This window comes from Nocardioides acrostichi (assembly GCF_015319165.1).
Lineage (GTDB): Bacteria > Actinomycetota > Actinomycetes > Propionibacteriales > Nocardioidaceae > Nocardioides > Nocardioides acrostichi.
In genome coordinates this window covers 17,216-31,359 of sequence record NZ_JADIVZ010000015.1, presented here as the reverse complement: position 1 = coordinate 31,359, position 14,144 = coordinate 17,216, and the positions used below count along the sequence as shown (strand labels likewise).

At 72.3% G+C, this 14,144-nt stretch carries 11 protein-coding genes and 1 riboswitch; of the genes, 7 read left to right on the top strand and 4 right to left on the bottom strand.

Annotation, left to right across the window (positions count from 1 at the left end; all coding sequences use genetic code 11):
- The first annotated feature begins 26 nt into the window (after window positions 1-26).
- From gcvH to ISG29_RS19000, 7 genes are all read left to right on the top strand, one after another.
- Window positions 27-419, top strand: a complete 393-nt coding sequence (gcvH, locus tag ISG29_RS19030; protein WP_194505039.1) for a glycine cleavage system protein GcvH — start codon at window positions 27-29, stop codon at window positions 417-419.
- 80 nt (window positions 420-499) lie between these two features.
- Window positions 500-1,018, top strand: coding sequence for an FHA domain-containing protein (locus tag ISG29_RS19025; protein WP_194505038.1), 519 nt, complete (start codon window positions 500-502; stop codon window positions 1,016-1,018).
- 4 nt (window positions 1,019-1,022) lie between these two features.
- Window positions 1,023-1,766, top strand: coding sequence for a transcriptional regulator FtsR (ftsR, locus tag ISG29_RS19020; protein ID WP_194505037.1), 744 nt, complete (start codon window positions 1,023-1,025; stop codon window positions 1,764-1,766).
- A gap of 40 nt (window positions 1,767-1,806) precedes the next feature.
- Complete coding sequence (locus tag ISG29_RS19015) at window positions 1,807-2,280, top strand: bifunctional nuclease family protein (RefSeq protein ID WP_194505036.1); 474 nt, start codon at window positions 1,807-1,809, stop codon at window positions 2,278-2,280.
- 185 nt (window positions 2,281-2,465) lie between these two features.
- Window positions 2,466-3,065, top strand: coding sequence for a MerR family transcriptional regulator (locus tag ISG29_RS19010; protein WP_328829873.1), 600 nt, complete (start codon window positions 2,466-2,468; stop codon window positions 3,063-3,065).
- A 24-nt stretch (window positions 3,066-3,089) separates the two neighbouring features.
- Window positions 3,090-3,179, top strand: a riboswitch (glycine riboswitch).
- A 143-nt stretch (window positions 3,180-3,322) separates the two neighbouring features.
- Window positions 3,323-6,097 (top strand): aminomethyl-transferring glycine dehydrogenase, encoded by a 2,775-nt coding sequence (gene gcvP, locus ISG29_RS19005; protein WP_235960417.1) that lies wholly within the window; start codon window positions 3,323-3,325, stop codon window positions 6,095-6,097.
- Window positions 6,094-7,125, top strand: coding sequence for an MFS transporter (locus tag ISG29_RS19000; RefSeq protein WP_194505033.1), 1,032 nt, complete (start codon window positions 6,094-6,096; stop codon window positions 7,123-7,125). The genes gcvP and ISG29_RS19000 overlap by 4 nt, the downstream gene beginning before the upstream one ends.
- On the opposite strand, the gene ISG29_RS18995 is transcribed toward ISG29_RS19000, so the two are convergent.
- From ISG29_RS18995 to ISG29_RS18980, 4 genes are read right to left on the bottom strand one after another with little or no spacing between them, the layout of a single operon-like run.
- Window positions 7,094-8,476 (bottom strand): metallopeptidase TldD-related protein, encoded by a 1,383-nt coding sequence (locus ISG29_RS18995; protein ID WP_194505032.1) that lies wholly within the window; start codon window positions 8,474-8,476, stop codon window positions 7,094-7,096. The two genes, ISG29_RS19000 and ISG29_RS18995, sit on opposite strands and share 32 nt — an antisense overlap.
- The gene (locus tag ISG29_RS18990; RefSeq protein ID WP_194505031.1) at window positions 8,473-10,008 is read right to left on the bottom strand and encodes a TldD/PmbA family protein; all 1,536 of its coding nucleotides are present in this window, start codon (window positions 10,006-10,008) and stop codon (window positions 8,473-8,475) included. Before ISG29_RS18990 ends, ISG29_RS18995 begins: the two co-directional genes overlap by 4 nt.
- Window positions 10,005-12,938 (bottom strand): AAA family ATPase, encoded by a 2,934-nt coding sequence (locus tag ISG29_RS18985; protein WP_194505030.1) that lies wholly within the window; start codon window positions 12,936-12,938, stop codon window positions 10,005-10,007. The genes ISG29_RS18990 and ISG29_RS18985 overlap by 4 nt, the downstream gene beginning before the upstream one ends.
- The gene (locus ISG29_RS18980; RefSeq protein WP_194505029.1) at window positions 12,938-14,086 is read right to left on the bottom strand and encodes an exonuclease SbcCD subunit D; all 1,149 of its coding nucleotides are present in this window, start codon (window positions 14,084-14,086) and stop codon (window positions 12,938-12,940) included. The genes ISG29_RS18985 and ISG29_RS18980 overlap by 1 nt, the downstream gene beginning before the upstream one ends.
- Window positions 14,087-14,144 lie beyond the last annotated feature (58 nt).

Sequence of the window (14,144 nt, the reverse complement as noted above, 5' to 3'; positions counted from 1 at the left end):
GAGCCCCTGACCCTGGAGGACCGATCTTGTACCCCGACGACCTGAAGTACACCGCCGAGCACGAGTGGGTGCGCACCCCCGGCGATCACGACGGCTCGGTCCGGGTCGGCATCACGCAGTACGCCCAAGACGCCCTCGGCGACATCGTCTACGTGTCGCTGCCCGAGGTGGGGGAGAGCGTCGAGGCCGGCAGCACCTGCGGCGAGCTGGAGTCGACGAAGTCCGTCAGCGACGTCTACGCCCCGGTCAGTGGCGAGGTCGTCGCGGTCAACGAGGCGCTCGACGCGACCCCCGAGCTGGTCAACAGCGACCCCTACGGCGGCGGCTGGCTCTTCGAGGTCGTCCCGAGCGAGTCCGGCTCCGCTGCCACCGACGATCTGATGGACGCCGACACCTACACCGCCTCACTCGACGGCTGATAGGTTGGCCGGATTCCTCACCCTCAGCCGCCGGGTGAGGGTTCCCGCGTAGACCCGACGTCGCACGACCAGGAGTCCCGATGCCCTTCTGCACCGCCTGCGGGCGCAAGAACCCGGACGACGCCCGGTTCTGCTCCCAGTGCGGCACCCGTCTGGTCACCGACGACACCCCGGCCGCCGCCGAGTCCGACGACTCGACGGCCACCATCTCGATCGGCTTGAGCGAGTCGCGCAGCGAGACCTCCGACCGGCAGTTGAAGCCGGTCGACGCCGCCGCCGTCGACGCGCTGCCCGAGGGCCACGCGCTGCTCGTCGTGCAGCGCGGGCCGGGCTCTGGCAGCCGCTTCCTGCTCGACGCCGACCGGGTCGCTGCCGGGCGTCACCCCGACTCCGAGATCTTCCTCGACGACGTCACCGTCTCTCGCCACCACGCGGAGTTCGAGCGGTCCGGGAGCACCTTCACCGTGACCGACTCCGGCAGCCTCAACGGCACCTACGTCAACCGCGATCGCATCGACACCGTGCGTCTCGGCGACGGCGACGAGGTGCAGATCGGCAAGTACCGGCTCGTCTTCTACGCCGGGCACGAGGGCGCCTGACCCCATGGCTGCCCAGTCCACGGGGCACTCGACAGGGCGCGAGGCCGCCCCCCTGATGAACATCGGGCAGGTGCTCGACCTGCTCCGCGAGGACTTCCCCGGCATCACCATCCCCAAGATCCGGTTCCTCGAGGACAAGGGGCTGATCAAGCCCGAGCGAACCGCTGCCGGGTATCGCAAGTTCTCCCGCGACGATGTCGACCGGCTCCGCTACGTGCTGCGCATGCAGCGCGACCACTACCTGCCGCTCAAGGTCATCGGGGAGCACCTCGACGCCATCGACCGCGGGCTCGAGCCCCCGCCGCTGGACCCCGTGGTGCCGACCGTGCCCCAGGTGGCGCTCGCCGCCGACGGCATGCCCAGCCCCGAGAGCTTCCGCCGGCGCGACAGCCTTCGACTCTCGCGACAGGAGCTGCGCAAGGTAGCCGACATCGACGAGGAGCTGCTCGAGGAGCTCGAGCGGTACGGCCTCGTGGCTCCTCGGGCAGGTACCCGGCACTACGACACCGACGCCTTGGTGGTGGCCCGCACCGTGCGCGAGCTGGCCGAGTACGGCATCGAGCCCCGCCACCTGCGGTCGGTCAAGACCGCAGCCGACCGCGAGATCGGCCTGGTGCAGCAGGTCACCGCGCCGCTGGCCCGCGGCCGCGACGCCGCGGCGTCCGCCCGCGCCGCCGAGACGGCATCCGAGATCGCCGCCCTCTCCGTGCGCCTGCACGCCACCTTGGTGAAGTCCGGACTCTCCTGACCCCCGGGAGTTCGTCACGGCCGGGCAGTAGGGTGGCGACGTGCGCGAAGTGGATGTCATGGGAGTCCGGGTCGAGATGCCCTCGAACCAGCCGATCGTGCTGCTCCGCGAGGTCTCCGGCGAGCGCTACCTGCCGATCTGGATCGGTGCGGTGGAGGCCACGGCCATCGCGTTCGCCCAGCAGGGCGTCACGCCGCCGCGCCCGCTGACCCACGACCTGCTCAAAGACGTGCTCGAGGCCACCGGCCACACCCTCGACGAGGTGCGCATCACCGATGTCAAGGACGGCGTCTTCTTCGCAACCCTGGTCCTGGCCGGGGGAGCCGAGGTGTCGGCGCGGCCCTCGGACTCCATCGCGCTCGCGCTGCGCACCGGTTCGCGCATCGTGTGCTCCGAGGAGGTTCTCGATGAGGCCGGGCTCGCGGTGCCGGCCGAGCAGGAGGACGAGGTCGAGAAGTTCCGTGAGTTCCTCGACCAGGTGAGCGCCGAGGACTTCGACGCCCCGTCGGACTGACGCGGCGCCCTCACCCTCTACCTGAGGATGAGGGTTGCCGACACGCCGTCGAGGTCTTTGACGCATCCCGGGGTCGCACCTACCTTCTAGGTGTCTTCGTTGTAACTCCACCGATGTGGTGCCGTTCGGCACTACGCACACTTCCCCGGGGTTACGGTGTACGGAGTAGACCTTCCGGAGGATCCGTGAACGAGCACGACGAGCTGCGCGACAGCATCGGCGCCGAGCTGGCCGCCCGGGCCGCCGACGAGCAGGGCCTGCTCTTCACCGACGACGTCTCCCCGCTGCCCAGCGACCTGGGCTACCGCGGCCCGACCGCGTGCAACGCCGCCGGCATCACCTACCGTCAGCTGGACTACTGGGCCCGCACCGGCCTGGTCGAGCCCGGCGTGCGCGGCGCCAAGGGCTCGGGCTCGCAGCGGCTCTACTCCTTCCGCGACATCCTCATCCTCAAGATCGTCAAGCGGCTCCTCGACGCCGGCGTCTCCCTGCCGCAGATCCGCACCGCGATCAACCACCTGCGTGAGCGCGGCACCGACGACCTCACCCAGGTCACCCTCATGAGCGACGGCGCCTCGGTGTACGAGTGCACCAGCAACGACGAGGTCATCGACCTGCTCCAGGGCGGGCAGGGCGTGTTCGGTATCGCCATCGGCGGTGTGTGGCGCGAGATCGAGGGCACGCTGGCCGAACTGCCCTCCGAGCGCACCAGCGACGACTCGGCCCAGGCGCCGGTCGCCGGCGACGAGCTCGCGGCGCGCCGCGCCGCTCGCAACGCCGGCTGACGCTGGTAGATTCGCTCTCGCTGCATATCCCGCGCGGGAGAGTCCGGCTCCGGCCGGCGCCGAAGGGGCAATTCCTCCCCGGAATCTCTCAGGCACCCACCCGGCACGGGCCAGGCGACTCTGAAGCACCAGCGCCGGTGTGACAGAGGGGGAGGCGTCCGACGTCCTTCTCGCACCGGAGCCCGCCACCCGTGACCTCTCACCAGCCGACGTTCGCCGACCGCCACATCGGACCTCGTGAGGCCGATGTCGCCACCATGCTCGCCGCCCTTGGCCACGACTCCCTGGAGTCGCTCATGGCCGCGGCCGTGCCGGGCGGCATCCGCACCGAGGCCCTCTCCGGCCTGCCCGACGCCGCCGACGAGCAGACCGTGGCCCGCCGGATGCGCGAGCTGGCCGCCCGCAACCGTCCGCTGGAGCCGATGATCGGGCTGGGCTACCACGGCACCGTGACCCCGCCGGTGATCCGCCGCAACGTGCTCGAGGATCCGAGCTGGTACACCGCCTACACGCCCTACCAGCCGGAGATCTCCCAGGGCCGCCTCGAGGCCCTCATCAACTTCCAGACCATGGTCGCCGACCTCACCGGCCTCTCGACCGCCGGCGCCTCCCTGCTCGACGAGGGCACCGCCGCCGCCGAGGCGATGACCCTGGTGCGGCGGGCGAACAAAAAGGCCATGGGCCCGTTCGTCGTCGACAGCGACGTGCTGCCGCAGACCCTCGAGGTCGTGACCACCCGCGCCCGGGCCATGGGCATCGAGGTACTGGTGGGCGACCTCAGTGACGGCGTGCCCGATGAGATCGACGCGCCCAGCGGAATCCTCGTGCAGTACCCGGGAGCGAGTGGGCGCATCAGCGACCCCCGCCCGGCAATCGAGTCCGTGCACGAGCGCGGCGGCCTGGCTGTCGTCGCGTGCGACCTGCTGGCCCTGACCATGCTGGAGTCGCCGGGCGAGCTCGGTGCAGACATCGCCGTGGGTTCCTCGCAGCGCTTCGGCATCCCGCTCTTCTACGGTGGTCCGCACGCCGGTTTCATGGCGGTCTCCTCCGGCCTCGAGCGGCACCTGCCCGGCCGGCTCGTGGGCGTCTCGGTCGACGCCGAGGGCCGCCCCGCCTACCGCCTGGCCCTCCAGACCCGCGAGCAGCACATCCGCCGCGACAAGGCGACCTCGAACATCTGCACCGCGCAGGTGCTGCTGGCCGTCGCCGCCGGCATGTACGCCGTCTATCACGGCCCCGAGGGGCTACGGGCGATCGCCGGGCGGGTCAATCGTCTCGCCGGCGGGTTCGCGGCCCTTCTTCGCGGAGCAGAGATCGACATCGAGCACGGACATTTCTTCGACACGTTGGTGGTGCGGGTTCCGGGGCGTGCGGAGAAGGTGGTCGAGGCCGCACACGAGCGCGGCATCCACGTGCGTCTCGTCGACGAGGACCGGGTCGGCGTGAGTTTCTCCGAATCGACGACCTCCATGCACTTCCGTGCGCTGACCGAGGCGTTCGAGCTCGACGACACCGGTTGGTTCGCCTACACCGGCGTGCCGCAGGCCCTGGCGCGGCAGACCCCCTACCTCACGCACGAGGTCTTCTCCGCGCACCGCAGCGAGACGCAGATGCTGCGATACCTGCGCCGCCTCTCGGCCCGCGACTACGCGCTCGACCGTGGCATGATCCCGCTGGGCTCGTGCACGATGAAGCTGAACGCCACCACCGAGATGGAGCCCATCAGCCTGCCCGGCTTCGCCGACCTCCACCCCTTCGCGCCCGCCGAGGACGCCGAGGGTTACCACAGCCTCGTCGACGACCTGGCCGGCTGGCTGGCCGAGGTGACCGGCTACGACCGCGTCTCGCTCCAGCCCAACGCCGGCTCGCAGGGCGAGCTCGCCGGGCTGCTGGCCATCCGCGGCTACCACCACGGTCGCGGCGACACCCAGCGCGACGTGTGCCTCATCCCGGCCTCCGCGCACGGCACCAACGCGGCGTCCGCCGTCATGGCCGGCATGCGAGTAGTGGTGGTGAAGTCGGCCGACGACGGCACCGTCGACCTCGCCGACCTGCGGGCGCAGTGTGAGAAGCACGCCGACACGCTCGCGGCGATCATGGTGACCTACCCCTCCACCCACGGCGCCTACGAGGACGGCATCACCGACCTCTGCTCGATCGTGCACGAGCACGGCGGCCAGGTCTACGTCGACGGCGCGAACCTCAACGCGCTGCTGGGGTACGCCAAGCCCGGCGAGTTCGGCGGCGACGTGTCGCACCTGAACCTGCACAAGACGTTCTGCATCCCGCACGGTGGCGGCGGGCCCGGCGTCGGTCCGGTCGCGGTCCGCGCGCACCTCGCCGAGTACCTGCCGAGCCACCGGATGCACCCCCTGGGCCAGCAGCCCGGCATCGGGGCCATCTCGGCGGCACCGTACGGGTCGGCCGGCATTTTGCCGATCTCGTATGCCTACGTGGCACTCATGGGTGCCGAGGGGTTGGCGCGTGCCACGGCCACCGCCGTCCTGGCCGCCAACTACGTGGCCGCGCGGCTGGAGCCGCACTTCCCGGTCCTCTACCGCGGGCACAGCGGGCTGGTCGCCCACGAGGCGATCCTCGACCTGCGGCCCATGACCAAGGCCACCGGCGTCAGCGTCGACGACGTCGCCAAGCGACTGGTCGACTACGGCTTCCACGCCCCGACGATGTCGTTCCCCGTGGCCGGCACCCTCATGGTCGAGCCCACCGAGTCCGAGGATCTCGGCGAGATCGACCGGTTCTGCGACGCGATGATCGCCATCAAGGCCGAGATCGACCGCGTCGCCGCCGGCGAGTGGACACCGGAGGAGTCGCCGCTGCGCGGCGCGCCGCACACCGGCCGGGCGCTGGTGGGGGAGTGGGACCGTCCGTACTCGCGCGAGCTCGGCGTCTACCCGGCCGGCATCGACCCCGACAAGTACTGGCCACCCGTCGCGCGCATCGACCAGGCCTACGGCGACCGCAACCTGGTCTGCTCCTGCCCCTCGCCGGAGGCCTTCGCGGAGACGCAGTGACCCTCTTCGGCCGCTTCTGGGCGGCCGCCACGCTCAGTTCGGTGGGCACGGCCGTCACCGCGGTGGCGCTCCCGGTGCTCGTCGTCCGGGATCTGCAGGCGAGTGCTGCCGGCGTCGGGGCGGTCAACGCGGCGCAGTTCCTGCCCTACGCGGCCCTGGGGCTGCTGGCCGGGGTCTACGCCGATCGGTGGCAGCGCCGACGCCTGCTCGTGTGGAGCAGTCTGGGCCGCGCGGTGTCCCTGGGAGCAGTGCCGGTGCTCTGGGCCGCGGGTCGGCTCGAGGTCTGGAGCCTCGTGCTGCTGCTCCTGGCGTTCGGCGGCTTCTCGGTGTTCGGGTTCGCCGCCACGCAGAGCCTGCTGCCGAGTCTGGTCGCGCGCCCGGACCTGGTGAGGGCCAACGCACGGCTGGACGCCAGTGACGCGGCAGCACGCACCCTCGGGCCCGTCGTCGGCGGCGGCCTGGTGGGACTGCTCGGCGCCCCGGTGGCGCTCGCCGTCGACGCCGTCAGCTACGTGGCCGATGCCCTGATCAACGCCACCTTGCGCGTCGAGGAGACGCCCCGCGTCCCGGAGGTGCGCTCGCGGCTGCGCCGCGAGATGGCGGAGGGCCTGCGCTGGACCTACACCCATCCCACTCTCGCACCGCTGGCCCTCTCGACCCACGTGTGGTTCGTGGCCCATGCGGCGGGCTCCACCGTGCTGGTGGTCCTGGCCCTGCGCGGGATCGGGCTCTCGGCGCTCGTCTTCGGGATCCTTCTCGCCCTGGGTGGGCTGGCCGGACTCGCGGGTGCCGTGGTGGCGCCGTGGGGCGGGCGACGCCTGGGGACGGGCCGGGCCAACGCGACGCGTCGCTGCGTGAACCGGACGTGCGGCGCGTTGGGCGCCGTCCTGGGCGGGGTGGCCGCCACCGAGTTCGGCACCGGTGAGGCACTCCTCGCGGTGGCCGTGCTCGGTGGAGTCTCCCCTGCGATCGTCGCCCTCACCGGCGTGCGCGCCATCACCGCGCCTGCGACACGCTCGACATCGTGAAGTCGGGCACCCGCAGGGCCGGCATGGCCGTGCGGCTGAAGTAGTCGTCGCCCCACTCGCGGCTGAAGGCCGCACCGGTGGCCGAGGCGTGGGTGAAGCGACGCAGCAGGTCGACGGGGCGCTCGTTGAAGCGGAAGTTGTTCACCAGTCCGGTGATCTCACCGTGTTCGACGAGGTAGACACCGTCGCGGGTGAGCCCGGTGAGCAGCAGCGACTGGGGGTCGACATCGCGGATGTACCAAAGACAGGTGAGCAGCAGACCACGCTCGGTGCCGGCGACGAGATCCCCCAGAGTGCCGCTGCCGCCGACGTCGAGCACGAGGTTGTCGATCATCGGTGTGACCGGCTGGCCCGTCATGCTCGCCGAGTGTCGGGTCTGCAGCAGCGAGGTGAGGGCGCCGTCGCAGATCCAGTCGGTGCGCCCGAGCGGCAGCCCGTTGTCGAACACCGAGCTCTCGTTGTCGGAGGCTTCGGCCGTGACGAAGGGTGCGCACTCCAGACCAGGGTGAGCCGGGTCGGAGAAGAGGTGGACGCCGGGAGCGGCGATCGCGTCGCCGATGCGGGTGCCGCCACCGCGCCGCGAGTACACCGACTCACCGTCGTGGGCCACCCGGGCACCGGCCCACCAGTACGCCTCGATCATCAGGTCGGCCACGGCGGTGGGCGGCAGGATCGTGTCGTAGCGCCCCGCCGGCAGGTCGACACGCCGTCGACCCCACGCCAGGCGCCGGGCGAGCTCGTCGTCGAGAGCCAGGGCGTCGACCTCGCTGAAGTCACGGGTGCCGCCGCCGACCCAGGCCGACTGCGTGAGTGCGGCGTCCTTGCCGGTGCAGGCGTAGTGCCCCGTGGGCTGCACGTGCCGCAGTCGCAGCCCGGACGAGGAGCCGAGGTAGGTGGTGGCGACCTGGTGGTCGACGAAGCCGTACAGCACGCGGTCGGCGGCGGTGGCGCGCCCGAACGCCTCACCGAGCGCGGGCGCGAACACGTCGTAGACGTGGATGTCGGTCGGGACGGGTTCGTCCTCCCAGTCGGCGCTGACGCGGCCCGGGACGAGCTCGGCGGCGTCCTCGGCGGGGGCGGCTGCTCGAGCGGCCGCATCGGCGGCCCGCACGAGGTCGGTGACCTGCTCCAGCGAGGATGCGCTGCCGGACACGGTGCCCACACGGGGGCCCATGAAGGAGACGACCGCCACGTGCACCGAGTGCATGACGCCGTTGGTGGTGAGGGTGTTGTTGGCCCACCGCAGGTTCGCCTTGGTCGTGTCGGTGACCAGCACCGTGCAGTCATCGGCGGCCGAGGCGGCGAGCGCGTGCTCGACCAGCTGCTGCGGAGTGGGACGCGTCGTGGTCACTGGTCTGCACCCTCCTGCGTCGTGTTGAGGATCCGCACGCCGCGGAACAGCGCCGTGGGACAGCCGTGGCTGACGGAGGCGACCTGCCCGGGCTGCGCCTTGCCGCAGTTGAAGGCGCCACCCAGCACGTAGGTCTGCGGGCCGCCGACGGCCTCCATCGACCCCCAGAACTCGGTGGTGGTGGCCTGGTAGGCGACGTCGCGTACCTGGCCGACCAGCTCGCCGTCGCGGATCGCGTAGAAGCGCTGCCCGGTGAACTGGAAGTTGTAGCGCTGCATGTCGATCGACCACGACTTGTCGCCCACGATGTAGAGACCTCGTTCGACGCGGCTGATGAGCTCGCCGGTGCCGGGGCCCTCGGGAGCGGGCTGCAAGGACACGTTCGCCATGCGCTGGATCGGGATGTGACCCGGGGAGTCGGCGTACGCGCAGCCGTTGGAGCGCCCCGCGTTCAGCTCTGGCTTCATCTGCCCCATCGAGCGGTCGAGCTGGTAGCCGACGAGCGTGCCGCCCCGGACGATGTCCCACGACTGGGTGGCCACGCCCTCGTCGTCGTAGCCGATGGTGGCCAGGCCGTGCTCGATGGTGCGGTCGCCGGTCACGTGCATGACGTCGCTGCCGTAGCGCAGCGTGCCGAGCTGGTCGTAGGTCGCGAACGAGGTGCCCGCGTAGTTGGCCTCGTAGCCCAGGGCACGGTCGAGCTCGGTGGCGTGGCCGATGGACTCGTGAATAGTGAGCCAGAGGTTCGACGGGTGGATCACCAGGTCGTAGCTGCCCGGCTCCACGCTCGGTGCCTTGAGCTTCTCGGCCAGCAGCTCGGGCACCTCGTCGAGCTCGGCGTCCCAGTTCCACGCCGGCCCGTCGGGACCGATCTCGCCGGCGACGTACTCCCAGCCGCGCCCCACGGGCGGGGCGATGCTGGCCATCGTGTCGAAGGTGTCGGCGCCCTCGCCCATGGCCTCGAAACCGGGGAACATGCGCACTCGCTGCTGGGTGGTGCGGGTGCCGGCGAGATCGGCGTAGTACTTGTTCTCCTGCACCTGCACGAGGAAGGCGGTGGCGTGGTCGACCGCCGCGCCAGAGCGCAGCCGATCGGTCCAGCCGCGCAGCACGTCGGCCTTCTCCGCGATCGGCACGTCGAGCGGGTTGATGTCATAGGCCGAGACCCATGCGACGTCGGCGTACCTGGGCTCCGGGGCGAGCTCGACCGGGCGGGTGGTCATGGCCGCCGCGACCTCCGCGACGGCGATGGCCTGCTCGGCGACCGACCGGGCGGACTCGTCGGTCAGCACCACCCCGGCCGCGAAGCCCCACGAGCCGCGATGCACGACCCGGACCGCGAACCCCAGGTCCTCGGTGTCGCTGGCGCGCTGCAGCACGCCGTCGCGCGCGGAGAGGCGTTGGTAGCGGACCCGCTCGAGCCGGAAGTCGGCGTGCGTGGCGCCGAGCTGCTCGGCCCGGGCCAGGGCCACCTCGCCGAGGCGCCGCAGCGGCAGCGCCGTGAAGGTCGGGTCGAGCGGAGGTCGGCTCATGCCGGCGAGCCTACGACCACGGGAGCCGCCCCGTGGAGGGAGACGGTCGAGCCCGCACGCGAGGTCCGCACGTGCAGCTGAGTGGGGATGCGGTCGCGCATCTCGGTGACGTGGCTGACCACGCCGACGACGCGTCCGCCCTCACGCAGCGCGTCGAGGGCGTCGAGTACGTCCTCGAGCGTGTCGGAGTCGAGTGAGCCGAATCCCTCGTCGACGAAGAGCGTCTCGAGCTGCGCCCCGCCGGCCTCGTGCGCGACGACGTCGGCGAGCCCGAGCGCCAGGGCCAAAGAGACGACGAACGTCTCGCCGCCCGAGAGCGTGGCCGGGTCGCGTGCCTCGCCCGACCAGTCGTCGCGCACCAGCAGGCTCAGACCACCGCGGGTCTCGCCGGCGCCGCGGCGCGCCGAGTGCAGCAGGGTGTAGCGATGGTCACTCATGGTGACCAACCGCTCGTTGGCCGCCGCGACGACCTGACCCAGCCTCCAGGCGAGCACGTAGGCCGAGAGCCGCATCTGCCAGGCGTTGTCGGCCGCCTTGCCCTCGGCGAACGCGGCGACCCGGGTGACGAGCTCGTACTCGCGACGCACCGGCTCCCAGCGCTCGAGCGCGACGCGCAGCCGCGCATCGAGCTCCTGCAGCCGGCCGCACCGGGCCTGAGCGGCGGCGCGATGCTCCCCGGCGGCACGCACCCGACGAACAGCGGCCTCGTGCTCGTCGGCCCGCAGGGCCACCAGCTCGTGCAGGGGCCGCGGGTCGCGGTCGGCGTCACCGAGCTGGCCGAGCTGCTCGCGCACCACGGCCGAACGCTCTCGGTGGTGGTCGACACGGTTGCTGAGCACTCCTTGCTCGGCTTCTCCCAGCGCGGCTGTCTCGACCTCATGGACGTCGCCGAAGCCGGCGGCCGTCAACGCGTCGTCGAGGTCGGCGCGCGCCTCCTCGGCACGGGCCCGCGCGCGGGTCCTGGTCGTCAGCGCCTCGGCCGCCGCCCGTGTGGCGGCGAGCAGCCCGTCGAGGTCGAGGCTGTCTGCACCGGTCGCCGCACGGATCTGCTCTTCTGCCCGGTCGATCTCGCCGGCGAGGTCGACCGCCTCTCGCTCGAAGGCGGCGATGTCGGCCTCGAGGGCGGACCCGGTGGCCGCCAGTTCACTCCAGCGAAGGCGCGCGGTCTCGTGCTCGGCCCGCAGCCGGTCGTGCTCTGCCCGGAGGTCGGGTAAGGCGCGTTCGTGATCGTGCGCGGCATCGAGCTGAGCCGCCACCTCCTCGCGCCGATCGGCGCCAGCCGCCGCCTCGGCGACGGCGAGGCGGGTCCGCAGCGACGCGACGTGCTCGGCATGCACCGTCTCGGATGCCTTGGCGTCGTCGAGCGCGCGCTGCGTGGAGCGCTCCGTGCCCTCGTCGACGGCCCCGCGTGCCGGCACGGCCTTGTGCGGGTGGTCGTCGGAGCCGCACACCGGGCAGCACGCGCCGACGGCGAGGGCCCCGGCCAGCTCGGCGGCCATGGCCTCGATGCGTTGCCGGCGCACCTCCAGCTGGCGCTCACTGGCGGCCAGCACCAGCTCGCGCGAGGCCAGGTGCTCGACCTGCGCGGCGGCCAGCTCGGCGCGCAGCCCGCGCGCACGGTCGTGGGCCGTGAGCCTCGTCGCCAGGTCAGCCGTCTCAGCCGCACGGGAGCGGGCGCTCTCGACGGCGGCAGCCGCGGCGGTCAGCTGGTCGGGCAGCTCGGCGAGGCGCACGGCGACCCGGTCACGCTCGGTGGCGGTCTGCGCTGCCTCGGCCCGGACCCGGGGCAGCTGTTGCTGCACCCAGCCGAGTCGGCGGCGCCCCGGATCGAGAGCCGTCATGGTGGCCCGTGCCTCGAGCAGACGCTCCAGCCGCGAGGCCAAGGCTTCGGGCTCGACCCCCGGGACCGCCTCGGCGGCCCTCCGCCACCTCTCCGCGGCCCCGTCGCAGGCCTCACCGGCACGCCGCGACACCTCGGCCAGGGGAACGACGGGAGCCGCGCGGCGGGCTCCGTCGAGCCGTGCCAGATCCTCGGCGTGGTCGGCGGCGCGCTGCTCGAGCGTCGCGAGCTCCCGTTCGGCCGCACGGCGCTGCTGGGCGCGCTCGAGGCGGTGGCGGACGTCGTCGAGGGCGCCGACGGCGGCCGTCTCGGCCAGCTGGTCGCGCTCCAGGTGCTGCTGGGCAGCGTCGCGCTCGGCTGCGGCGGTGACGTGCGCGGCCTGCGACCACGCGGCCAGCGCGTCGGGATCCTCGGGTGCCGGCTCTTCGGCGATCTCGCTGACCCGGCTGGCGAGGTCGTCGACCTCGCGCTCGCACGACTGTGAGGAGCGGTAGAGATGGCGTCGGCGTTCTCCGAGCCACGCCTCGACGCTCTCGAACCGCCCGGTGCGGAAGAGCTGCTGGAGCAGCGCGTGCCGCTCCTTGGAGGTGGCGCGCAGGAACGTCGAGAAGCGCCCCTGCGGCAGCATCGCCACCTGGGTGAACTGGTTGAGGGTGAGACCGAGCAGCGACCCGACCAGGTCGCCTGCCTCGTCGAGTCGAGACGAGAGCGGCTCCCAGGTGCCGTCGATGTGTTCGCTCACGCTGACCGAGGCCTGCTCGGTGGTCGTGCCGGTGCCGCGCTTCTTGGGTCGCGACCACGCGGGGGACCGGACGAACCGCAGCCGGCGGCCGCCCAGCGTCGCCTCGAGCACGACGCCGGGCCGCACCCCCGGGGCGGCCTGGTCACTGCGCAGCCGCTTCGCGCCCGACCGGTCGCCCGGCACGTCGCCGTAGAGGGCGAAGCAGACGGCGTCGAGCACGGTGGTCTTGCCCGCACCCGTCGCGCCGGTGAGCAGGAAGAGGCCGCCGCCGCTGAGAGCGTCGAAGTCGACGGTGACCGTGCCGGCGAAGGGTCCGAACGCCGTGATCTCCAGGTGGTGCAGACGCATCAGACGCTCGACTCCTCACAGCAGGAGTCGACGGCCTCGCGCAGCAGCGCGGCCTCGTCGGCGGTGGGACCGGCTCCGCGCACCGTCCAGAAGAACTCCGTGACGACGTCGTGGTCGGTACGACCCTGCGAGGGGCGAGCGGGGACGCCCCCGAGGCTCGGCGCGGTGGACTCGAAGGCCAGCACCAGGGCGTGCGGGAAGCGCCGGCGCAGCCGCTCCATCGCCTGGGTGGGGCGGACGTCGTCGGTGAGCGTGGCCTGCACCCAGCTCTGCTCGTGCGCGGCGTGCCGCTGGTCGGTCAGCAGCTCCTCCAGGGTGCCCCGCAGGCGGGCGACGCGACGCGGGACCGGGGCGTCGACGAACTCGGCGTGCAGGGCGTCGGCGTCGAGGTCGACCAACCACGATCCCTTGCGGTGGGCCGCCTCCGAGAAGGAGTAGGCCAGGGGCGAGCCGCTGTAGCGCACCCGGTCACCGAGCACGTGCCGACCGTGGAGGTGGCCCAGCGCGGTGTAGTCGATACCGTCGAAGACGCCCGTGGGCACCAGGGACACCCCACCGACGGAGATGTCGCGTTCGGAGTCGGACTCCTGGGGCTGCACGGGCCCAGCGCCACCGACGAAAGCGTGCGCCATGACGATGGAGCGCACCCCCGGGCGGGCCGCGAGGTCCCGGCGCACCCGGCACATCGCCTCACCGAGCACGGCCGCGTGCGAGGCCGTGGTGCCCCAGAGCGGGGCGACCGTCTGCGGGTCGAGATAGGGGAGTCCGTGGACGGCGACCTCGCCGTGGTCGTCGGCCAACAGCACAGGAGCGCCCACGGTGCCCGGCTGGGTGCGCAGGTGCACCCCGGCCATGTCGGCCAGGCGCGAACCGAAGCCGAGCCGGTGCGCGGAGTCGTGGTTGCCGCTGGTGAGGACGACGCGGGCGCGGGAGGCCGCCAACCGGGCCAAGGTCTCGTCGGCCAACCTGACGGCGTCGACCGGAGGTAGCGCCCGGTCGTAGACGTCGCCCGCGACCAGCACCGCGTCGACCCGCTCGTGCTCGACCACCTCGAGCAGGTGGTCGACGAACGCGGCCTGGTGCTCGAGCATGCCCTCCCGGTGGAAGGACCGGCCCAGGTGCCAGTCGGAGGTGTGCAGCAGCCGCATGTCCCAGACGCTAGGGGTCACCTCCGACACAACCGCTGCGTACACGCCGGGGGTGCGC

Coding starts and splice junctions, on each gene's coding strand:
- ISG29_RS18980 (WP_194505029.1), bottom strand. CDS start 14,086: ATGCGGCTGCTGCACACCTCCGACTGGCACCTGGGCCGGTCCTTCCAC.
- ISG29_RS18985 (WP_194505030.1), bottom strand. CDS start 12,938: ATGCGTCTGCACCACCTGGAGATCACGGCGTTCGGACCCTTCGCCGGC.
- ISG29_RS18990 (WP_194505031.1), bottom strand. CDS start 10,008: ATGAGCCGACCTCCGCTCGACCCGACCTTCACGGCGCTGCCGCTGCGG.
- ISG29_RS19025 (WP_194505038.1), top strand. CDS start 500: ATGCCCTTCTGCACCGCCTGCGGGCGCAAGAACCCGGACGACGCCCGG.
- ftsR (WP_194505037.1), top strand. CDS start 1,023: ATGGCTGCCCAGTCCACGGGGCACTCGACAGGGCGCGAGGCCGCCCCC.
- gcvP (WP_235960417.1), top strand. CDS start 3,323: ATGCTCGCCGCCCTTGGCCACGACTCCCTGGAGTCGCTCATGGCCGCG.